Origin of the sequence: Streptomyces sp. GESEQ-35, from assembly GCF_017948485.1 — a bacterium.
In the GTDB taxonomy this organism is placed as follows: Bacteria; Actinomycetota; Actinomycetes; order Streptomycetales; family Streptomycetaceae; genus Streptomyces.
In genome coordinates this window covers 328111-349812 of record NZ_JAFFSX010000003.1, presented here as the reverse complement: position 1 = coordinate 349812, position 21702 = coordinate 328111, and the positions used below count along the sequence as shown (strand labels likewise).

The window sequence follows — 21702 nt, the reverse complement described above, 5'->3', positions numbered from 1 at the left end:
AACCCTTCGCGTGAGTTGATGCCCGTAAATCCCTGGCCAGGACGGACACGTAAGGTTAGCGGCCCCAGATGGTGATCTTGGGGAGGGGCAGGGTGGGCGGGATGTCTTGAGTCAAGGGCCGGACCGGTCAAACATCCGCCCGGACGGCAACGGACTTACAGATACCTCCAGTTCACCTATCGTTCACCGTGCCGCCCCGCTCCCGCACAAACATCCGCCTACCGTCCGTCACGCTGGTACCAAGGGGAAGCAAGGGGAGTACAAAGTGCGCATTCCACTACCGCTCGTCAGAACGCCGTCCGACTCGCATCCCGGTGGCCGGTCGGCCATGACCTGTCTTTACCGGTGTGGGAACGCCTGCTTCCACGAGGTGCCCAACACCACCACCAACGAATACGTCGGCGACGTCATCCAGGGCGCCCTCAGCCGCCGTTCGGTGATGCAGGCCGCCGCCGTCGTCACCGTGGCCGCCGCCGCGGGCACCGCCGTGACCACTGCCGCGGCTCCGGAGGCCGCCGCCGCTCAGACGACGTCCACCTTCGGTTCCTCCAAGGGTGCGCGTGGCCTGCGGTTCACCGCCGTCGTCCCGAACACCAACGACGCCGTGACCATCCCGGAGGGCTACGCCCAGAACGTCGTGATCCGCTGGGGTGAGCCCATCCTGCGTGGCGCGCCCGCCTTCGACCCGGAGAAGCAGACCGCCGCGGCGCAGGCCATGCAGTTCGGGTACAACAACGACTTCCTCGCGCTACTGCCCCTCCCGGGCGAGCGGAACCGGCAGGTCCTCGTCGCCAACCATGAGTACACCGACGAGGTGCTCATGTTCCGTGGCTACGACGCCGCCAACCCGACCAGGGAGCAGGTCGAGATCGCCTGGGCCGCCCACGGTCTGTCCGCCGTCGTGGTCGAGGGCGACCGGAAGACGGGCAAGCTCACGCCCGTGCTCCGGCACCCGCTGAACCGCCGGGTCACCGCCACCACCGAGTTCAGGATCACCGGGCCCGCCGCCGGCTCCGACCTGCTGAAGACCTCCGCCGACCCGACCGGCACCAAGGCGCTCGGCACCCTGAACAACTGCTCCGGCGGCACCACCCCGTGGGGCACCACGCTGCACGGCGAAGAGAACTTCAACCAGTACTTCGCCAACGCGAGCCGCGCCACCGACAAGCGGTACGGCATCGGCACCACCGCCTCCGAGCGCAAGTGGGAGCTCTTCGACAAGCGCTTCGACGTCGCCCAGGAGCCGAACGAGGTGCACCGCTTCGGCTACGTCGTCGAGCTCGACCCGTACGACCCGACCTCCAAGCCGCGCAAGCACACCGCGCTCGGCCGCGTCAAGCACGAGGGCGCGACCGTGCGGCTCACGGAGGACGGCCGTCCGGTCGTGTACACCGGTGACGACGAGCGGTTCGACTACTTCTACAAGTTCGTCGGCACCAAGCGGATGAAGAAGGGGTCGAGCCGGGCGGATCGCGAGCACAACCTCTCGCTGCTCGACGAGGGCACCCTCTACGTCGCCAAGCTCACCGGTGACTCGCCCGCCATCGAGATCGACGGCACCGGCAAGCTTCCCAGCGACGGTGAGTTCGACGGTTCCGGCGTCTGGATTCCGCTGGCCACCGCCACCGCCGACGGTGCCGAGAGCCACGTCGAGGGCATGACCGCAGAGGAGGTGTTCGTCTTCACGCGGCTCGCCGGTGACAAGGTCGGTGCCACCAAGATGGACCGGCCCGAGGACATCGAGCCCAACCCGCACACCGGCAAGGTGTACGTGGCGCTCACCAACAACACCAACCGCGGTGTCGGTACGAACGCCAAGGTGGACGAGGCCAACCCGCGCAACGCCAACAAGCACGGGCACATCCTGGAGCTGACCGAGCGCTGGAACCGCGCCGACAGCACCAAGTTCGCCTGGTCGCTGTTCCTCGTCGCGGGCGACCCGAACGACCCGGCCACCTACTTCGCCGGGTTCCCGAAGAACAAGGTCAGCCCGATCTCCTGCCCGGACAACGTCGCCTTCGACGGACACGGAAACCTGTGGATCTCCACCGACGGCGCCCAGCTCGGCTACCACGACGGTCTCTTCGGCGTTGCTACGCGCGGTGACCGGCGCGGTGAGCTGAAGCAGTTCGCGACGATGCCGATCGGCGCCGAGACCTGCGGTCCGCTCGTGCAGGACCGGCGGGTACTGGTCGCTGTCCAGCACCCGGGCGAGATCAGCGGCGCGACCGTCGAGAAGCCCGCCAGCCTCTGGCCCGACGGACCGGGCAAGTACGTCCGCCCGGCGGTCGTGGCGGTGTGGCGCAAGGACGGCTGCGACATCGGCGTCTGAGGCGACTGGTTCGTCTGATCGCACCCACCCATACGTATGCGGGCCGCCCTCCTGACGAGAGCGGCCCGCACGCGTGTCCGATGCGCTCAGGGAGCCAAGCAGCTCACGCCCGGGGCCCCGGCCGGGTCGAGCAGGGCGGCGGGGTCGGTCAGGGCGGCCGGGTCGACGAGGCCCGTGACGTCGGCCGGGGCCGCGGTGAGGCAGGTGACGGTGCCCACCGGGTCCGGCACGGCGGTGGCGGCCGGGGTTGCGGCTCCGGCGAGGGCGAGGCTTCCGAACAGGACGGCAGCGGTACGACGCATGGAAAATCCCCTTATCGGGAGGGCGGCTGAACAGGATTGATGATTGATCATTACCTGTGTGCGCCTCTGAACTCGCCCTCGGTCACTCGCACGAGAACGACGTAACGATTCACCGCCTGCGCGTAGTTGACCCTGCCGGTGTCACGGCAGTGCCGGGACCGGTGACCGGTCCGCACCGTCGCGTTCCAGCCACTCCCGGTACGCCGGTGCCTCCCGCGCCGCCTCCCGGTACGCCTCCTCCAGTCCCGGATACACACCGTCCAGGTCCGTCTCGGTACGGGCCGCGAGCAGCAGCCGTACGCCGAGCGGGTCGCCGTACAGCCGTCGTACCGCCATCTCGGGGCGGGACAGACAGGTCGGCTGGCAGACGGTGACGACCTCGCCGGTGGCCACCAGGGCGGCGGCCGTGTGGTAATCGCCGTGCAGGACCCGGGGGTTGACCCCGGCCGCGCGGAACATGCGCTGTACGGCGTCCCATTCGCCGTCGACCGTGGGGTCGATCATCCAGCGGTCACCGGCCAGTTCGGCGAGCCGGACGACCGGGTGCGCGGCCGCCGGGTGGCCGGCGGGCAGGGACACGAACTGCGGCTCGCGGGAGACCAGGACGCGCAGGCGCAGTTGCTCGGGGATGCGCAGCGGACAGCCCTCGACCTCGTGCACGAAGGCGACGTCGAGCTGGCCGTCGGCGACCATGCGCAGCAGGGCGTTCGGGGAGACGTCCATGTGGAGGGTGGGTTCCTGGCCGCGTGCGCGCAGCCGGCGCAGCCAGCCCGCCAGGGCCGCGCTCGCGGTGGAGCCGACGCGCAGCTGCGGTCCGCCGGTGGCGGCGGCGCGCGCTTCGGCGACGAGGGAGCGCATATCGGCCACCACCGGGCGGGCGCGGCTCAGCACCAGCCTGCCGAGCGGGGTGGGGCGGCAGCCGCTGCGTTCCCGGGTGAAGAGCGTGCCGCCCAGTTCCTGCTCGATCCGGCGCAGCTGTGTGCTGAGCGACGGCTGGGCGACGCCGAGTTGGCGGGCCGCCCGGTGCAGACTGCCGGTGTCGGCGATGGCGCACAGCGCGCGTAGATGTCTCACCTCGAGCTCCATGCCCAGGGAGACTATGGCGGGAACACAGGTTCCACCAGACGCATAAATCGCTGCTGACTTACGCGAATTGGGCGCGCGATAGGACGGTGCTATCGCCGTTTGCCATCATCACAGCCGCGCCACAGCCGCCGAGACTCACCGATGACGACTCACCCCCCACCAATGGAGTCATCGATGCGAATCCACACGTCTGTCATGGCCGCTGCAACATTCGGCCTCAGTGTCGCGACGGTCGGCCTCGGTATGGCGGTTCCGGCCAGTGCGGCCCCCGCCACCCCCGTCGGCTACACCGCCGCGTCCGCCGACACCGACGCGAGCCGCGCCTTCTTCGAGGCCGTCCTCAAGTCGGTCGCCGAGAAGCGCGCCGCCAACCCGAACGCCGCCGCGGCCGTCACCGTCACCTACGACGCCTCCGCCGCGCCGACGTTCAGCGCGCAGATAGCCCGCAGCACCGAGATCTGGAACGGCTCGGTGTCGAACGTTCAGCTCCAGCAGGGCTCGAACGCCGACTTCACCTACCGGGAGGGCAACGACTCGCGCGGATCGTACGCCTCCACCGACGGGCACGGCGGCGGCTACATCTTCCTCGACTACGCGCAGAACGAGGAGTACGACTCGACTCGCGTCACCGCCCACGAGACGGGGCACGTCCTCGGTCTGCCGGACCACTACGAGGGTCCGTGCAGTGAGCTGATGTCGGGTGGCGGTCCCGGTCCGTCCTGCACGAATTCCGTCCCGGATGCCAACGAGAAGGCTCGCGTCGAGCAGCTGTGGGCGAACGGGTTCGCTGGGGCGCTGGCCGAGGCGATGAGCGACAAGGCCCTTCACAAGTCCCGCTAGGCGCTCCGCGGGGAGTGGCGTGATGGGCCGTCGGTCGGCTGCGGGTCCGTCGTGGCTGGTCGCGCAGTTCCCCGCGCCCCTTGGGGCGTTGCTGAACCGCAGCTGATTCGCCAGCGGCGCTGAAGAGCCGCATTGGTTCCCACCCCCCACATGGTGCGGGGCCGCCCTCCTGCACAGGGCGGTTCCGCACCGCGGTCAGTGGAGAGAGACGTCGACCAGCAGCGACCGGTGGTCGGTGTCGGCGAGGTCCAGGAAGCGGGCCGTGCGTGCGGAGAAGTCCGGGGACAGCAGCACGTGGTCGATCTGCGTGCCGAACGTCGGGGTCGTCCGGGTCGGCCAGCTGGGCGTGCGGACCTCGCCGGTGAGCCGGGCCGCGTCGCGCAGGCCGGCGTCGAGGATGCGGCGGAACGCGGCGTGGTCCTGGGAGGCGTTGAAGTCGCCGGCCAGGACGGTGGGGGTCCCCTTGCCGGCGCTCGCGTAGTCGCGCAGGGCGCCCAGTTCACGGCGCCACACGTCCGTCTGTCCGGGCAGCGGCGGCATGGGGTGCGCGAGCTGGAGCCGTACGGAGTGCCCGCGCACGTCGGCGACGGCTCCGGGCATCGCCATGGTGCCGGGGACGCCGTCCGTGCCCTTGAGCGGGAAGCGGCTGACGATGACCGACCCCTCGGAGCCGCCGGCCACCACGGCCTCGCGGTGCGGATAGTCGGTGCCGAGGTCCCGCTTGAGCGTCGCGTCGCAGGTGTACTCGCACTCCGCCACGAACACGATGTCCGGCCTCTCGCGGCGGACGGCCTCGACGAGGGCGCCGGTGGCCTGTCCGAACTCGACGTTCGAGGTGAGGACACGGAACGAGGCGAGGGCGGGCCCGGTGGGCTGGGCGCTCTTGCCGTACGGCTCGATGAACCACGCCAGCAGACCCAGCAGGACGACGCCCCAGACCGCCCCGACCCACCATCGCGCGACCAGCGTGAACAGCAGGCCGAGGCCCGTGGGCACGAGCAGCCAGGGCAGGAAAGCGAGGAACTGCGGGACGGGGGTGATGCCGTCGGTGTCGGCGAGCCGGCAGCCCACGACGACGCTGACGCCGGCGAACAGCAGGGCGGCCGCCCAGACGCCGAGTCGCGCCCTCGCCCGAGGCTGTGGACGAGCGGCGGGAGCCTCGACGACCGGCTGGAGTGTCATTGCCCCGAGACTACGAGGCCCCATCCACGCGCACCAGGAACTCCCGCAACAGCTCGTCGAATTCCGCCGGACGCTCCAGATTCGGCATATGGGCCGCCCCCTCCACGACCCTGAGCGTCGAGTCGGGAAGCGCCGCGTGCATCTCCTCCGCGTCCGCTACCGGCGTGTACTCGTCGTCGGCGCCGACCACCACCAGCGCCGGGACGGTGACCCGGGTCAGCAGGGTGCGGTAGTCGGGGCGTTCGGCACGGCCGCGCAGGGCGGCCGCGGCGCCCTCCGGGGGCGTGGCCGTCATCATGCGGTGGACGTGGGCCTTGACCTCCGGCGAGGCGTACGGCGCGACCATCTTCTCCAGCACCTCGTCGGCGTACCCGTCCATCCCCTCGGCCAGCAGCCGGTCCGCCGTCTCGTTGCGGATCACCTTGCCTCCTGCCGTCTCCGCCGTCGGGAAGGTGTCCGCGAGGACCAGGCCCCGGATGCGCTCGGGGAAGAGGCGATAGCACTCCATCGCGATCTGGCCGCCCATCGACAGACCGGCCAGGACGAACTCCCGCACCTTCAGCTCGTCGAGCAGCGCTTCGATGTCGCGGGCGAAGTCGGACAGGGCGGTGAGGCCGGGGACCACCGGGGAGGCGCCGTAGCCGCGCAGGTCGGGGGCGATGACCCGGCGGGAGGCCGAGAAGGCCTCGATCTGCGGGGCCCACATCGTGCGGTCGAAGGGGTGGCCGTGGACGAGGACGAGGGGGACCGGAGAGCTATCCGCTCCTTTGTCCTCGTATGCGAGGAAGGGTGCCATGTGGATGACCCTAGATCCGGTCAACTCCTCGGTGCAATAAGATCTTTGCCCTCGGTGCAATCCTGGGAGGGCCCGCATGGACGACTACCGGCGCCTCGCCGACCGGATGGCCGACGACATCGCCGCCGGCCGGCTCCGCCCCGGGGAACGGCTGCCCCCGCAGCGCGTGTTCGCCCGCCGCCGCGGGATCGCCGGATCGACGGCCGGGCGGGTGTACGGCGAACTCGTGCGCCGGGGACTGGTCGTCGGGGAGGTCGGCCGCGGCACGTTCGTGCGGGCGGCGCCGGTCATGTCGTACGGCCGCGCCCTCGCCGAAGCGGCGACCACCGCGCCCGTCAACCTGGAGCTGAACTACCCTTCCGCACCGGGCCAGTCGGAGCTGCTCGCCCCCGCCCTGGCCCCGCTCCTGCGCCCCGACGTCCTGGCGGAGGCACTGCGCCCGGCGGCGGCCACCGGTACCGCGCCCGCCCGGGAGGCGGCGGCCGCCCTGCTCGCCACTCCGGGCCGGCACCCCGACCCTGCCCAGCTGCTCTTCACGGGCAACGCCCGTCAGGCCATCGCCGCCGCCCTCGCCTCCCTGGTCCGGCCGGGTGGCCGGGTCGGTGTCGAGCCGTTGACGTATCCGCTGGTCAAGGAGGTCGCGGCCCGGCTCTCCGTCACCCTGGTCCCGCTGGCCACGGACGAGCGCGGCCCGCTCCCCGAGTCGATCGCCGCCGCCCATCGCACGGCACGGCTGTCCGCGCTCTATCTCCAGCCGACGCTGCACAACCCGACGTCCGTGACGACGGATGAGCCGCGGCGGCGTGAACTTGCCGGTGTCGTCACCGACTTGGGCATTCCCGTCGTGGAGGACCGCATCTGGTCCTTCCTCAGCGATGCCGAGTCGTTCGCCTCGCACGCCCCCGGGCTGACGCATGTCGTCGACGGCCTCTCCAAACGGGTCGCCCCCGGGCTCACCGTGGGCTTTCTCGTCGTACCGGCGCAGCGGACCGAGGCCGTAGCGGCCGCCATCCGGTCGGGCGGGTGGAGTGCGGGGCGGTTCGCACTGGAGGCGGCCGTGCGGTGGTGCGGGGACGGAACGGTGGCACGGCTGGTGGCGGCGAAGCGGGAGGACGCCGCCCGCAGACAGCGGCTGGTCGCCCGGCACCTCGACGGGTTCGCCGTACGGTCCGATCCGCACGCCTACTACGCCTGGTGGGAGTTGCCCGCACCCTGGCGTGCCGACACCTTCACAGCCGCCGCGGCCGACCACGGGATCGCCCTCACACCGGGCCCCGCGTTCGCCGTCGACCCCGCGCGGACACCGAACGCGGTCAGGCTCGGGCTCGGGTCGGCTGCCTTTGCGGATCTGGAGCGGGCGTTGCGGACGCTCGCCGACGTCGCCGTACATGGCTCGGGGGGCTGGTGAGCCAGCCGGCGGAGGCCTTCGCGGCGCGCGGTCAGGCTCGGGCTCGGGTCGGTTCCTGGGCCGGATCCGGAGTGGGCGCCGGGGATGCTCGTCGGCGTCGTAGGAGGTGGCATGCGAGGGCCACGGTGAGGCCGACGGCGACCAGGATCCAGGACACCGTGCGCAGGGTGGCGGTGAGGGCGTCGTAGACGGCGCCGGCGGCCGGGCGGTGGACCTCGTCGGACAGGTCGGCGAGGGTGAGGCGGCGGCCGATCGCGATGGCGAGGCAGAGGAACGCGCCGCCGAGCGCCGTGCCGAGCGCGGTCGCGGTGACCGCGCGACGACGGCAGGCGGCCACCGCGATCCCGGCGACGGCGAGGACGGCGGCCGTCAAGGGCAGCCAGAAGCCGGCGACTTCGAGCACGTGGAACCCCTTCCGGAAGTGGGCCAGTTCGCGGGCCGGGAACACGGCGACCGCCGTGTGCTCGACCGGGATGCGCTGTGCCAACGGCATGTGGTCGTCGGCGAGTTGACGCCTGACCTGCGCGGTGACGGGGGCGAGATCGACGGTGACCGGCCGGAGGTCGTCCCGGTGCAGCGCGTGCAGCACGGCGTCATGGAGGGCCCGGTTGCCCGAGTCCCACGCCGTGCGGAACGCCTCGGTGCGGGTGAAGGAGCGCACCGCGTCATGCACGAAGGGCGCGACCGTGGCGCGGAGGGGGCCTACGTCGATCTCTTCCATAATTCCGGTCCCGACCGTGTCCGCGACCGCCTCCCGCACCGCCGGGTCGTCGGCGAGCGGCGCCATCGTGGTGACGTACCGTCCGGTGTCGGCGAGCCCGTACGCCGCCCAGGCCGCCAGCGTGCCGAAAGGCACGAGGAGGCAGGCGAGGGCGATGAGGGCGGCCGACAGGCCGTTCCGGAAGCGGGTGGGCACCTCTTCAGGCAACGGCCTCAGCGCCGGGTGCGCGACCGCACCGGCGCATGCGTCCGCCCTCCGGTGGAGGGTTCACCCGATCGGGTGTCTCATGGTTCTGGGGAGAAGGAGGCCGATCATGCGCACCACTCCGGCCCTGCGGACCCTGGCCGTAGCCCTGCTGACCGGCGGAAGCCTCGCCGTCGTGACGGCGGGCGGCACGGCATATGCCGGCGATGCCGGCGACGGATCCTCCGGTTCGATCTGGGGCACTGTCGCCTCCGCGACGAAGCTCGACCTGAGGCAGTCGCCCACCGTCCACTCGGCCGTCGTCGCCCGGCTGGCACCGGGCAGTCAGATCCGTGTCGAGTGCCAGGTCGTCGGACAGAGCGTCAACGGAAACCCGCACTGGTACTGGGTCGTGGGCGCCGGCGCGTGGGCGAGCGCGGCCTTCGTCGACACCGGCGGGCACAGGGTGCCGAGTTGTGCGGACCCGTGCCCGCAGTGGAAGAACGTGTGGTGACCGGGGGAAGGGAACAGGGGAGCGCATGGGCTCCGGCTGGTCGTGCCGGGGCCCACGCGTGCGCGTGTCCCGTCTAAGCGGGTCCGGCGAAGTCCGGTGCGGTTGGGCAGCGCCCCGAAGGGGCGCGGGGAACTGCGCGACCAGCCACGACGGACCTGCGGCCGACACACCGGACTTTCAGCGGAGCGCTTAGCGGGGGAGGCGGTTTCCCTCCGCGTCCTCGTGCGTGTAGTAGCGGTAGAAGAACACCGCGAAGATGGCCGCCGTGATCAGCAGGCTCATGACGACGGAGCGCAGAACGCTCGCCCCCGTCTGGCTGTAGAGGAACCCGAATGCCCCGCCGGCGAAGGCGGACTTCGTCAGCGAGTGCAGTTCCCGCTTCAGACGCGGCGCCAGCGTCGCCACGGCGATGCAGAGCACGATGAACGCGAGCGCGGTGACGAAGCCGAACAGGATGTTCCAGCCGGTGATCTCGCCGCCGCCACGCCGGTTGGCCGCGGCCCAGTAGCCGTAGACGAGCCCGAGGACCACGGGAATCGCATACCTGGCGACCTCGTGGGTCCGCGCGCTGAAGACGTCGGGTGTCGGGAGCCGCGTGGCCGCCGGGCCGGACGCGGGTGCCGCTTGAGCCATGAGAGGACTCCTCTCTTGTCGCCCCTGTCATCCAGAGCACACCTGTGCGGGTGCGCTGGCAAGTCGGTGGCAAACACGGTCGGCCCCGGTCCGGATGCGGTCCGCGGACTGCCGTGCTTCGCTGGGCGTCATGAGCGGGCGCGGACTGAGGCCGGTGGGCGGTCGGCGCCCGCTCGCACGTCTGCCGCACGCCGTGCCCCGGGACGAGCTGCAACAGCACCAGATGCTGCGGGCCCGGGACCGCAGCGTCGCCTGGCTGCCGCCGTTGCTGGTTCTCGTCGCCATCCTGGTCGTCGACTGGAACACCACACAGGACTTCCGGATCATCACCTGGATCGTGCTGGTGCCGGGTATCGCCGCCGCGATCTGCGGGGTGTGGGGCACCGCCGCCTACGCACTGCTCGCGACCGTCGTCTACCCCATCGCGGACAGCGCCTGGCCGAACGAGTACCAGGCCGGACCGGCCGACTTCTTCCTCGTCGCCATCGGAGGTGTGCTGGCCACGCTGGCCTGCACGATCCGGGTGCGCGGCGAGCGCCGCATGCTGCACATGCGGGACGTCGCCGAGACCACCCGGCGTACCGTGCTGCGTCCGCTCCCGCCGGGCTGGGGCGGCCTGGAGCATGCGGCGGTCTACCTCACCGCCGACGTGGAGGCCCGCGTCGGCGGTGACTTCTACGACATCCAGCCCGGCCCGCACGGCACCCGCGTCCTCCTCGGTGACGTCCAGGGCAAGGGCCTCGGCGCGGTCGAGGCGGCGGCCGCACTGCTGTGCACCTTCCGCGAGGCCGGCTACCACGAACCGGACCTGGCGACGGTCGCCGACCGGCTGGAGGTGCGGATGCTGCGGCACGGCGCTCACATCGCGGCTCTCGGCCGCGACGACGGCGACCGCTTTGCCACCGCTGTCCTGCTCGGCCTCTCCGAGTGGGAACCCGACGCCGTCCGGTCCGTCGTCTTCGCCCACGAGCCCCCGCTCCTCGTCGGCCCCGACGGCGTACGCGCCCTGCCGCCCGGCGACACCCTCCCGCTCGGCCTGAGCCCCCTCGCCCCCGCCCAGGGCCCGCCGCCCGTACACCGGGTCACCCTCGCCCCCGGCGAGACGCTGCTGCTGACCACCGACGGTGTCACCGAGGCCCGTGACACCGACGGCGACTTCTACCCCCTGACCACCGAGGTCGCCCGCGCCGTCGCCGCCGACCCGCGCACCGTCGAACCCCGCCGCCTCGTCGACTTCGTCCGGGAGGGCGTGCTGCGGCACTGCGGCGGGCACCTGGCCGACGACACGACGGTGTTCGCCGTACGGCGGCTTATGCCCCCTGATGGGCAGTCCGGTTTGCGGTCCTGACACCCACCTTTGCGGCCGCAGCGGTTACCGTGCTGCGGGTAAGTGATCCACGGGGGATGTCGACGGGGGACTGGGAGGGGCCGATGCCCGGAACCGTGCTGCTGCTGGCGGCCTCGCCGCTGGGCAAGGGGAGTCTGGTGGACGCCGCGTCCGTCCTCCCGGTCCTCGCGGCGGTTCCGCCCCCCGTCCTGTCGGGCACGGACACCGCGAACGTCGTCGAACTCGCCGACCCCCTGGAGCCGCAGGCCGTTCTCACCCGTCTGCGCGCCGCCGCGGCGGCCCCCGGCCCGCTCACCGTCTTCGTCACCGGCCAGCTCCAACTCGACCGCAAGCAGTACCTGCCGCATCTGGCGCTGGCGCGGACGACGCCGTCGACGGTGCGGTACACCGGCTTTCCCTGGCACTGGGTGCGGGAGGAGCTGCGGTTGCGGGCGGCGGGGAGCACGACCCTCGTCCTCGATCTGCACGCGGACGCGGAGACCTGGGACCACTTGCGGAGCCGGCCCTTCGACTCGGGGAACAACGTCGCCGTCTACGGTCGCATCGCACCGCCGCCGCCCCGTCGGACGGTGGCTGTGCCGTCGTACATGAAGGCGGTGGCGACGATTCTGCGGAGCGGGCACCGGCCGCCGCTGGAGCAGTTGCATCAGCAGGCGTTGAGCCGCATCGCGGGCGACGGCTCGTACGGGGACATCGTGCTGACGCCGTCGTCGGTACGGGTGCCGGTGCCGGTGCCGGTGCAGGTACCCCGCCCGCAGCACCCGCCGACGGTCGCCGACCCGCACTCCGCCATCAGCTCCGCCGTGCAGTCCGGGCGGCACAACGAGGCCGACGCGCTCGCCGCGCACCACGAACAGGCCGCGCTGAGGGCGTACGGTCCCGGCTCCGAGCAGGCGCTGCACTGGGCCGAAGTCCGCGCCGACCTCGCCATGTTCGCCGGGGACTCCGTCCGCAGCTGCCGTACCTGGCTGTCCGTCGCCGGCGCGCGGCTCGGCGCCGGGCAGTCGCCGGGCGACCCGGCCGTGGAGGCCGCCGTCGATCGCGCGCACCACCAGTGGGGCCGGATCGCCGATCCGGCGCCGGCCAGGGAACTCGGGTCGGCGCTGGCCGACTTGCGGGCGCGGGTGCCGGGGCGGCGGCAGGGGGCGTTGGATCACATCCGGCGGCAACTGCACCAACTGCTGGCGCAGAGCTGACGCGATGGGTTGTCGGTCGGCTGCGGCGCCGTCGTGGCTGGTCGCGCAGTTCCCCGCGCCCCTTTGGGGCGCTGCCCAACCGCAGGCGGCTCCGGCGCACGCCCGCCGAACCCTGGAGCCCTGGCAACACCACTGACATGATGGTGAGTTATGGCTGAGGGGGATGCAGTGGCTGACCGGGACGATCGGGAAATCCGCGTCCGGCTGGACGGGACCGCGAGCGGGAGCGACCTGGACGCGCTGCGCAAGTGGCTGGAGCGGGAGCAGCCGCTCGACGAGATGGTGCGCGAGGGCAGGCTGCGCATCCAGGAGCGGGCCCGCACGGACGAGACCGGCGCCCCGATGGGCGTCGGCACGGACATCGTCATCCAGCTGATCGGGGCGGCCGCGGGCGCCGTCTTCCTCCAGCTGCTCAACCAGGTCGGACGGTCCGTCGAGGCCTGGCGTGCCAACCGCCGTGAGGTGCAGGACGGCGAGCCGCCCACGGGCACGGTCGACCCGTTGGACGGCGACGGGTAGGCCGGTGAGCCCCAGCAAGAACCGGGCACTGCTGGTGGGAGTGTCCACGTACGAGGACAAGCAGCCACCGCGCGGCGTCCCCGGCGATCTTCCCGCCGTCGAGCACAACCTGACCATGCTTCGACGGGCCCTGCTGCGGGGCGGTGTGTTCGACGAGGACTCGATCACCGTATGCCGGTCGCCCTCGCAGGACGAGTTCAACGACGCGCTGCACACGGCCGCCGCGGAGGCCGACGGGCTGCTCCTGCTGTACTTCGCCGGGCACGGCGCCACGCCCAGCTCCGGCGACCGGCTGTTCCTTCAGATGCGCAACGCGCGCGTGATCGCGGGCGGTCACACCGTCTTCCACGGCGCGGTGAAGTACGACGACGTACAGACCGTGCTGCTCAGCAGCCCGGCCGAGCGGATCGTGGTCGTCCTCGACTGCTGCTACGCGGGCAACGCGGGCCTCGCCTGGGAGCACGAGTACCGCGACAAGCGGCGGGTGCTGCTGCTGATGAGCGTGCAGGCCAACCACCGTATCGACGCGGGCGACGCCGCCACACCGACGCCGTTCACCGCCGAGCTCGTCCAACTGCTGGAGAAACCGGGCAAGTTGTCGTTCCGCTGGCTCTCCGGCGAACTGCGTGAGCGGATGGCCGGCCGGCAGACCATGCGCCGTGAGCCATGGGTGCCGCAGAGCCGGGCGGAGCCCGGGGAGGACGCGCTGCTGTCCGAGTGGGAGGAGACCGGCGCGGTGCAGCCGCCGATCGTGCCGCCTCCCCCGTCGAAACCGTCGGCCCTGGTGCAACGACTGCGCCGTCGCGCCGCCGTCCTCGGCACGCTCGTGCTCACCGTCACCGCCTTCGCCTTCGGCACGTACGGCCTGTACGCCCTCGTCGGCTCCTCCCCCGCCTGCGCGCCGCCCCTCGAACTGCGCCTGGTGACCGACCCGGATCTGGAGCCGACGCTCACCGCGGCGGCGGACGCCTATCTGACGTCGGAGGAGAACACGGACGGCGACGGCTGCCGGGTCAGCGGCATCACCGTGTACAGCGCCCGTTCCGCCGACGTGGTGACCGCGCTGCGCGAGGAGTCCGAGGCCTGGCAGGAGCCCCGGGCGGAGGAGACCAACCCGCAGCGGGACGTCGGGCCGCAGGCCGACATCTGGATTCCGGGCTCGCCCGCCGATGTCGAACGGGCCGAGCACGACCGCGACACGAACACCAAGGCCCGGCTGGAGGCGGAGCAGCAGCCCTTCGCGTACTCCCCGATCGTCCTCGCCGTCCCGGCGGACATCCCCGCCACCGCTCAGCGCACCGGCCGTTCGCTCACCGAGCTGGTCGACGCCCTGCGTGACCGCGCGGACGACGCCGAAGTGCGCCGTACCGACCCGGAGTCCGCGGACTCGGCGCTGCTCGCCACGATCGGCCTCTACGACGGCGCCGACGGCGCGCTCGACGTCGAGAAACAGCTCGACCAGCCGGGGCCGCCCTCCGACACGGCCGCGGGCCTGCTGTGCGAACTGCCCCGGAACGACACGGTGGACGACCGCACGGCCGCCCTCGTCCCCGAGTTCCTGCTGAAGACCGGCGTCGGCTGCGACAGCGCGCGGCGCAGCCCCCGGCTCGCCGAGTACCCCATGAACGTCCCCGGCCTGGAGCCCACGTTCGTCCGGGTCCGCTGGCAGGACGGCGACGACGACCTGGCCGCGCGGGACGCCGCCGTCGAGGACTTCCGTGCCTGGCTCACGGAGGGCCGGGGGCGGGACGCGTTCGCGCAGGCCGGTTTCCGTGAGGCCACCGGCGACCGTCCCCTGCTGGACGAGAGCGGGCCGGCGTTCGGGGTGCTGCCGGCGCCCTCCCCGCTCCAGGAGTCCGCCGGACTGAACGAGATGGAGACGGCACTGAAGGAGTACCGCGCCGCCCACGGTCCCGGCCGGGTCCTCTTCCTGCTCGACGGCTCCAGCTCGATGGCCTCGCTGTGGGACGGGCCCAGCGGCGGCCCCGGCCTGCTGAAGCAGTCCCTCGGCGGGCTCGGCGGCCAGGACGAGTACGGCGTGCGGATGGTGGCGGACACGCCCGGCGGCGACAAGTACGAGACTCTGCTTCCCCTCACCACCCACCCACGCGGGGAGGCCGCGAAAAGGGTCGACCAGGCCGAGGTACGGCCCGGCGCCGACTCCGATCCGCACGCCGCGCTGCTCGCCGCGCTCGACGAGATGGCGGACCGGGGCGCCGACGACCGCCCCCAGCTGATCGTCTACATCACCGACAGCGGGGACCACGACCGGATGACGGGCGGAAGACTCGACGACGTGCTGACCCGGGCCGAGTCGGCGGACGTGCCGGTGGCGATGGTGTCGCTGCGGAGCGGAGCCTGCGCCGCGGGCAAGCCGGACGCCCGGATCTCCGCCGCGAGCGGTGGCCGCTGCCTGGACGCCGACGACGACATCGGCAAGGGCCTGTCCGCCGAGGTCGAACGGACGGGACTGGGGGAGGACCAGTGATCCGACGGACGGCGGCCCTGCTCGCCCTGCTGCTGGTGGCCGCCTGCACCGGCGGCGGGGACGGCACGTCCGCCGAACCCTCCGGCGACGTGGTCGGCGACATCGTGATCGCCAGCGGCCTGGATGTCACCGGCAAGGGCGGTATCCGGCAGCAGCTCATCGACGCCTGGAACGACCGGCAGGACAAGGAGGGCACCGGATTCACCGCCCGCCTGGTCGAACTCACCGGCAGCGCCGACGAACAGCGCTCCCAGCTCCTCGGCGCCCTCCAGTCGGGCAGCGCGCGCTACGACGTGGTCAACCTGGACGTGACCTGGGTGCCGGAGTTCGCCGAGTCCGGTCTCGTCCGGGAGCTGCCCGATGACCTGCTCGACGACGACGTCATCGAGTCCGTCGCCGACACCGCCCGCTGGGACGGCAAGGTGTACGCGGCGCCGTTCAACAGCGACGTCGGGCTGCTCTACTACCGGCGTGACCATCTGAAGGCCGCGGGCCTGACGCAGACCGAGCTGACGGGCGACCTCACCTGGAAGGGCCTCCTGAGTGCGATGGACTCCCTCGGCGACGACGAGCCCGGGGGCTACGAGAAGGGCTGGACCACCCAGCTCGGCGCCTACGAGGGGCGTACCGTCAACGCGGTCGAGGCGTTCGCGTCGGCCGTGGCGGACCTGGAACTGACCGATGACCGGGGCCAGTACAGCGGCGACGCCGACACCTTGGAGAAGGGCATCAGGGAACTGCGCGAGCGCACCCGGACGCCGTACGTCCTCCGGGACGCCTTCGACTCGAACGAGGCCACGTCCATGGCGGACTTCGCCACGGGCCGCACCACGTTCCTGCGGCACTGGCCGTACGCGTACGGCACCCTGCACCAGACCTTCGGCGAGGAGCAGCTCGGGGTGGTCCCGCTGCCCGGCAAGGCGGTGCTCGGCGGGCAGAACCTGGCGGTGACGAAGGCCTCGCAGCGGGCGGGCAAGGCCAAGGAGCTGATCGAGTTCCTCACCGGCGAGGAGAGCGAACGCTGCCTGCTGGACGCGGGGTTCGCGGCGACCCGGGAGTCGGCGTACACCGACGACCGGGTGCGCTGCACGGCGGCGGCCACGCCCGTTCCCTCCGCGACGGGCGAGCGCCCCGACGACATGCCCCGCGAGGAAGGCCGCCCGGCCTACGCCCGCTCCACTCTCCTCCCCGCGCTCCAGCACGCCGTGCAACGCCCGCGTACCGCCCTGTACGGCGCCTTCACCCAGACCCTCATCGCGCAACTGGGCCCCCTGTTCACCGACGACCCGCCGCCCGAGGAGGAACTGGCCAAGAGTCTGCACACGGCACTGAAGAAGGCCCTCCCCCGCTGATCAGCCCACGAGATACGCCAGCGCCCCCGCCACCAGTGTCCGCACCCCCGGCGCGAGCACGGACAGGTCGGGTGCGAACAGCGGGCTGTGGTTGCTGGGGACCGCGTCGAACTTCTCCATGAGGTCCTCGCCCTCCGCCGCGTCCCACACCTCGGCCGGGGTGCTCGTCACGAACCAGAAGCAGTACGGCAGCTTGCCCTCGGCGAGCTGTGCGAAGTCCTCGCTGCCCATCGCCGGGCCCGGGTCGAAGACGGCGGCCGCGCCGAACACCTCGCGGTGCACCCCGGCGATACGGTCGTCGGTCTCCGGGTCGTTCACCGTCGCCGGGAAGTCGTTGCCCAGCGTGACCTCGGGCTCGCGCGGACAGCCCGCGGCCAGGCACTCGCCGGCCGCGATACGCCGGATCGCGGCGACCATCCGGTCCCGGACCGCGACGGACTGCGTCCGCAGGTTGAGGGAGATCCGGGCGGTGGCGGGGATGATGTTCGCGGCCGTGCCCGCCTCGATGCGGCCGACGGTCAGTACGGCGGACTCGCGCGGGGCGATCTCCCGGCTGATGACGGTCTGCAACCGGGTCACCAGGTACGCGGCGGTCACCACCGGGTCGACGGTCGTCTCCGGACGCGAGCCGTGCCCGCCCCGCCCGTGCACCACGATGTCGACGTCCGTCGTGGCGGAGAGGATCAGCCCGGGATGGTGCCCGTACAGTCCCGCAGGACCGGGCGCCACATGCTGGCCGAGCAGGACGTCCGGGCGCGGCAGGCGGTCGTAGAGCCCGTCCGCGACCATCGCGGCGGCGCCCTCGCCGGACTCCTCGGCGGGCTGTCCGACCACCAGCAGCGTCCCGGACCAGGCGTCCCGTCCGGCGGCCAGCGCCTGCGCCGCGCCCGTCAGCCAGGTCACATGCATGTCATGCCCGCACGCGTGCATCAGACCGGGCGTCTCGGACGCGTACGGCAGCCCGGTCTGCTCCTCGACCGGCAGTGCGTCCATGTCGGCGCGCAGCAGGACGATCGGGCCGTCGCCATTGCGCAACACCCCGGTGACTCCGGTACCGCCTATGCCCTCGGCCGTGTCGAATCCGGCCGCGGTGAGGCTCTTGGCGAGCCCGGCGGCCGTGCGGTGTTCACGGAAGGCCGGTTCGGGGTGGCGGTGCAGGTCGCGGTAGAGGTCCTCAAGGGCGTCGAGGGGGAGGTCGGCGGTGAGGTCCAGCGCGGTGCGTGCGGCAGCAGACGTCATGGCGTCAGGGTATGGCGATCAGTTGTGAGACCTGTGTAAGGCGTGGTCCGACGGCTCCCTCAAGGGCGAGCTGAAGCGGGAGACGTGGAAGTGCTGACGTGTCCGCTCGGCTCCGCCGCTCTCGCCGGCCCCGCGTTCGCTGCCAGGAGCAGGGTCGCTACGGCGATGACGGCGGCGGTGATGCCTCTGACGTATCGCTCTGTGGGGCTGGTGCGTTGGAGCACGACGACCTCGCAGCGGCTGTGTGTGGCGACGTGTGGTGACGTATTAAGCGGGTCTCCTACGCGCGTTTAATACGCCGTTTAACCTAGAGGCTGTGCTTGCCGAACGGCAAGAGGGGCCAGGGGAGTTGGACGGCATGCCGGAGCGGGACGAGCCGGAGGTCATCGGGCGCCGGGTGCAGCGGCTGCGAGTCGAACAGGGGCTGACGCAGCGGCAGTTGGCCGAGCCCGCGTACACGCCCGCCTATGTCTCCACCATCGAGTCCGGACGCGTACGGCCCTCCGACGACGCGCTGAGGCATCTCGCCGAGCGGCTCGGCGTCGCCTTCGACGAGCTGGCCGGCGGGCGGGCCGCGCGGCTCGTCACCGAGCTGCGGCTGCGGCTCACCGGCGCCCAGCGCACCCTCGCCACCGGCGCCACGGAGGCCGCCGCCGAGGAGTTCCGGTCCGTTCTGGAGGAGGCCGAGCGGCACGGGCTCGCGGAGGAACAGGCCGCCGCGCTGCTGGGGATGGGGGAATGCGGGATAGAGACCGGCGAGCTGGTCGAGGCACGGAAGTGCTTCGAGCGGGCCGAGACCGTGCTCGCCGACTCGCCCCTTCCCGTCCGGGTTCCGGCCCTGCGCGGCCGGGCCCTCGCGCACTACCTCGCCGGTGAACTCCGGTATGCCGTCTACCTGCTGGAGTCCACCCTCGACGAACTGAACCGGGGAGGCCTGCACGACCCGGACGCCCTGCTTCTGCTCTATGCCTCCGCCATCGGCCCCTATATGGACATGGGCGCTCACGCCCGTGCCGCCCAGGCCGCCGAGTTCGCGCTCGCGCTCGCCCCGCAGGCGGGCGACCCGGCGCTGGTGGCCCGTATGCACCGGCAGGTCGCCCGCACCCTGCTCGCCGAGGGGCGGCTCGCCGAGGCCGACGCCTCGCTGGTCAAGGCGGCCGAGCTGTACCGGCAGCTTCAGATCCGTACCGAACTCGCCAACTGCCACTGGATGCGCGGGTACGTATGCGCCCAGAACGGCGAACTCGACCGCGCCGAGGGCGAGTTGAGAGCCGCCCTGGACATGCTGTCCGCCAAGCGGGCCGCCCTCTACAGCAGCCAGGTCACCGTCGAGCTGGCCGACGTACTCCACCGGCGGGGGAAGTCCGAAGAAGCGGCGGCCATCCTGCACGCGGTCCTCGGCGATCTGTCCTCCGAACGCGGGGCCGTCCACTCCGCCGCCGCGCACCGGCTGCTCGGGATCATCGCCGAGGACACCGGGGACACGGACGACGCCGAGGAGCACTACGTACGGGCGCTCAGTCTGCTGGAGCGGGCCGGTGCCGCCGGTGATCTCGCCGACCTGTGCCGGCTGCTCGGCGATCTGCTGCGCCGCACCGGGCGGATGGAAGCGGCCCTGGACGCGTACCGGACGGGGCTGGGACACCGTACGGCCCCCGGCACGACCACCCTCGGGCCGGCGCCCGCACAGCCCCCTCTTTGAGAAGGCCGAGCCTTCCCACAGCGGCTCGGCCTAGTCTGCGTGGGGAACAGGGGACGACCGGGACGAGGCACGTGGAGAACCAACGGACGACGGTGGCCGACGGCCTGCGGCTCGCCGTACGCACCCTCGTGTACGCCGTCCTGGGCGGCGCCGCCCTCATCGCCATCGCCACCGTCGTCTCCGTGCTCGGGCCGATGCTGGCCCTCGACCTCTACACCCCGCCCGTCGCCGCCTGGTGGACCGTCTTCACGGCCGTGGTCGTCCAGGCGGTGCCCTTCCTGCTCCTCGGGACCGTCGTCTCGGCGGCCATCGGCGCCTTCGTGCCGGAGAAGGTCTTCAGCCGCCTGCTGCCGAAGAACCAGGCGCTCGCCGTGCCGGTGGCGGGCGCGGCGGGGATTGTGCTGCCGGGGTGCGAGTGCGCGTCCGTGCCGGTGGCGGAGAGCCTGATGAGGAGAGGGGTGGCCCCGGCCGCGGCACTCGCCTTCCTCCTCTCCGCGCCCGCGATCAATCCCGTCGTCCTCGTCGCGACCTCCATCGCCTTCCCGGCGCAGCCGATGATGGTCCTCGGACGGCTCGTCGCCTCGCTCGCGACCGCCGTCGTGATGGGCTGGCTGTGGGTCCGCTTCGGCAAGGAGGAGTGGCTACGGCTGCCGAAGGGGCGTACGGCATCGCAGGCCACCGGGGTGCGCGCCTTCGCCTCCGGGCTCCAGCACGACTTCCTGCACGCGGGCGGCTTCCTCGTCCTCGGTGCCGCGGCCGCCGCGACCTTCAACATCGCCGTCCCCCGCTCCGTACTGGACGTCTTCACCGGCTCCGCCTGGCTGTCGGTGCTGCTGCTGGCGGTCCTCGCCGTCGTGCTGTGCGTGTGCAGTGAGGCGGATGCCTTCGTCGCCGCCTCACTGACCGGCTTCTCGCCGACCGCACGGCTGGCGTTCATGGTGGTGGGCCCGATGGTCGACCTGAAGCTGATCGCCTTGCAGGCGGGGACCTTCGGGCGGTCCTTCGCGCTGCGGTTCTCGTCCGTGACCTGGGTGGTGGCCGTCGTGAGCAGCGTGCTGACGGGGTGGTGGCTGCTGTGAGGCGCTACGGCCCGGCGGTCCTGCTGCTCCTGACCGGCGCGGCGATCCTGCGGATCTCCCTGTTCAGCGAGCTGTACCTGCGGTATGTGCAGTCGGGGCTGCGGCCGTATCTGGTCCTCTCCGGGGTGGCGCTCGTGCTGCTGGGGGTGGCGTCAGGGGCCGTACGGTGGCGGGGTCGGCACGCGGATGAAGAGCACGAGCACGGGGACGGGCACGATCACGTGCATTCCGGCCCCCGGCCGGCCTGGCTGCTCGCCCTCCCCGCACTCGCCCTTCTCCTCTTCCCTCCCCCCGCACTCGGGTCCTACAGCGCCGGGCGCGAGGCGGCCCAACAGGCCGCCCAAGGGATCGGGACCTTCCCCGCGCTGCCCTCCGGGGACCCGGTGGAGCTGACGCTCGGCGAGTTCAGCTCCCGGGCGATCTACGACAGCGGACGCTCGCTGAAGGGCCGTACCGTCCGCATGACCGGCTTCGTCACCCAGGACGACGACGGCACCTGGTACGTCACCCGCCTCTACGTCAACTGCTGTGCCGCCGACGCCACGACCAGCAAGGTCGAGATCAGGGGCGAGGACGCGCCGCCCACCGACGCCTGGGTCACCGTCACCGGCACCTGGCATCCGACGGGCGCGCTGGGCAGCGACGAGGCCTGGCCGCCGGTGCTGGACGCCGGGTCGGTGCGGCGGGTGAAGCAGCCGGCGGATCCGTACGAGAAGCGGTAGGAGGGCGTTTCGGGTGGGGTGCCGAGGGTAGTCGGGCGTCGTTCGGGACCATGAAGGAGG

At 72.0% G+C, this 21702-nt stretch carries 19 protein-coding genes; 12 read left to right on the top strand and 7 right to left on the bottom strand.

Annotated elements, in window-relative coordinates:
- Positions 1-265 precede the first annotated feature (265 nt).
- Positions 266-2332: a PhoX family phosphatase gene (locus KCH87_RS08595; RefSeq protein ID WP_210585316.1), complete on the top strand. Its 2067-nt coding sequence runs from the start codon at positions 266-268 to the stop codon at positions 2330-2332.
- Positions 2333-2418: 86 nt separating this feature from the next.
- On the opposite strand, the gene KCH87_RS08590 is transcribed toward KCH87_RS08595, so the two are convergent.
- Together KCH87_RS08590 and KCH87_RS08585 are read right to left on the bottom strand one after the other, a co-directional pair.
- The gene (locus tag KCH87_RS08590) at positions 2419-2634 is read right to left on the bottom strand and encodes a hypothetical protein (protein WP_210585315.1); all 216 of its coding nucleotides are present in this window, start codon (positions 2632-2634) and stop codon (positions 2419-2421) included.
- A gap of 141 nt (positions 2635-2775) precedes the next feature.
- Complete coding sequence (locus KCH87_RS08585; protein ID WP_210585314.1) at positions 2776-3720, bottom strand: LysR family transcriptional regulator; 945 nt, start codon at positions 3718-3720, stop codon at positions 2776-2778.
- Positions 3721-3894: 174 nt separating this feature from the next.
- Between KCH87_RS08585 and snpA the strand changes: the two genes are divergently transcribed.
- Positions 3895-4560, top strand: a complete 666-nt coding sequence (snpA, locus tag KCH87_RS08580; RefSeq protein ID WP_210585313.1) for a snapalysin — start codon at positions 3895-3897, stop codon at positions 4558-4560.
- Positions 4561-4755: 195 nt separating this feature from the next.
- Here the strand turns inward: snpA and KCH87_RS08575 are convergent, their stop codons facing one another.
- Entirely contained in the window at positions 4756-5742 is a 987-nt protein-coding gene (locus tag KCH87_RS08575; protein ID WP_210585312.1) for an endonuclease/exonuclease/phosphatase family protein, read from the bottom strand.
- A 10-nt stretch (positions 5743-5752) separates the two neighbouring features.
- Complete coding sequence (locus KCH87_RS08570; protein WP_210585311.1) at positions 5753-6538, bottom strand: alpha/beta fold hydrolase; 786 nt, start codon at positions 6536-6538, stop codon at positions 5753-5755.
- Between the two features lie 76 nt (positions 6539-6614).
- Between KCH87_RS08570 and KCH87_RS08565 the strand changes: the two genes are divergently transcribed.
- Positions 6615-7946 carry a PLP-dependent aminotransferase family protein gene (locus tag KCH87_RS08565; RefSeq protein ID WP_210585310.1) on the top strand — a complete coding sequence of 444 codons (1332 nt, stop codon included), beginning with the start codon at positions 6615-6617 and terminating at the stop codon, positions 7944-7946.
- 31 nt (positions 7947-7977) lie between these two features.
- Here the strand turns inward: KCH87_RS08565 and KCH87_RS08560 are convergent, their stop codons facing one another.
- The gene (locus KCH87_RS08560) at positions 7978-8862 is read right to left on the bottom strand and encodes a hypothetical protein (protein WP_210585309.1); all 885 of its coding nucleotides are present in this window, start codon (positions 8860-8862) and stop codon (positions 7978-7980) included.
- Between the two features lie 118 nt (positions 8863-8980).
- Between KCH87_RS08560 and KCH87_RS08555 the strand changes: the two genes are divergently transcribed.
- Positions 8981-9364, top strand: a complete 384-nt coding sequence (locus KCH87_RS08555; protein ID WP_210585308.1) for an SH3 domain-containing protein — start codon at positions 8981-8983, stop codon at positions 9362-9364.
- A gap of 189 nt (positions 9365-9553) precedes the next feature.
- On the opposite strand, the gene KCH87_RS08550 is transcribed toward KCH87_RS08555, so the two are convergent.
- Positions 9554-9997, bottom strand: coding sequence for a hypothetical protein (locus tag KCH87_RS08550; protein WP_210585307.1), 444 nt, complete (start codon positions 9995-9997; stop codon positions 9554-9556).
- A 130-nt stretch (positions 9998-10127) separates the two neighbouring features.
- On the opposite strand from KCH87_RS08550, the gene KCH87_RS08545 reads away from it, so the two are divergent.
- From KCH87_RS08545 to KCH87_RS08525, 5 genes are all read left to right on the top strand, one after another.
- On the top strand, positions 10128-11345 hold the full coding sequence (locus KCH87_RS08545) for a PP2C family protein-serine/threonine phosphatase (RefSeq protein ID WP_210585306.1): 1218 nt from the start codon (positions 10128-10130) through the stop codon (positions 11343-11345).
- A gap of 83 nt (positions 11346-11428) precedes the next feature.
- Complete coding sequence (locus KCH87_RS08540) at positions 11429-12541, top strand: hypothetical protein (protein WP_210585305.1); 1113 nt, start codon at positions 11429-11431, stop codon at positions 12539-12541.
- Positions 12542-12709: 168 nt separating this feature from the next.
- Positions 12710-13060 carry a hypothetical protein gene (locus KCH87_RS08535; RefSeq protein ID WP_308298782.1) on the top strand — a complete coding sequence of 117 codons (351 nt, stop codon included), beginning with the start codon at positions 12710-12712 and terminating at the stop codon, positions 13058-13060.
- 4 nt (positions 13061-13064) lie between these two features.
- Entirely contained in the window at positions 13065-15548 is a 2484-nt protein-coding gene (locus KCH87_RS08530) for a caspase family protein (protein WP_210585303.1), read from the top strand.
- On the top strand, positions 15545-16900 hold the full coding sequence (locus KCH87_RS08525; RefSeq protein ID WP_210585302.1) for an extracellular solute-binding protein: 1356 nt from the start codon (positions 15545-15547) through the stop codon (positions 16898-16900). The genes KCH87_RS08530 and KCH87_RS08525 overlap by 4 nt, the downstream gene beginning before the upstream one ends.
- On the opposite strand, the gene KCH87_RS08520 is transcribed toward KCH87_RS08525, so the two are convergent.
- A complete protein-coding gene (locus KCH87_RS08520; protein WP_210585301.1) occupies positions 16901-18139 on the bottom strand; it encodes an amidohydrolase in 1239 nt (412 codons plus the stop codon).
- Positions 18140-18497: 358 nt separating this feature from the next.
- Here KCH87_RS08520 and KCH87_RS08515 point away from each other — a divergent pair, with 358 nt between their 5' ends.
- The 3 genes from KCH87_RS08515 (at position 18498) to KCH87_RS08505 (ending at position 21642) form a co-directional block, all read left to right on the top strand.
- The gene (locus KCH87_RS08515; protein ID WP_210585300.1) at positions 18498-19841 is read left to right on the top strand and encodes a tetratricopeptide repeat protein; all 1344 of its coding nucleotides are present in this window, start codon (positions 18498-18500) and stop codon (positions 19839-19841) included.
- Positions 19842-19912: 71 nt separating this feature from the next.
- Positions 19913-20920, top strand: coding sequence for a permease (locus KCH87_RS08510; RefSeq protein ID WP_210585299.1), 1008 nt, complete (start codon positions 19913-19915; stop codon positions 20918-20920).
- A complete protein-coding gene (locus tag KCH87_RS08505) occupies positions 20917-21642 on the top strand; it encodes a TIGR03943 family protein (protein ID WP_210585298.1) in 726 nt (241 codons plus the stop codon). The genes KCH87_RS08510 and KCH87_RS08505 overlap by 4 nt, the downstream gene beginning before the upstream one ends.
- The last annotated feature ends 60 nt before the right edge of the window (positions 21643-21702 follow it).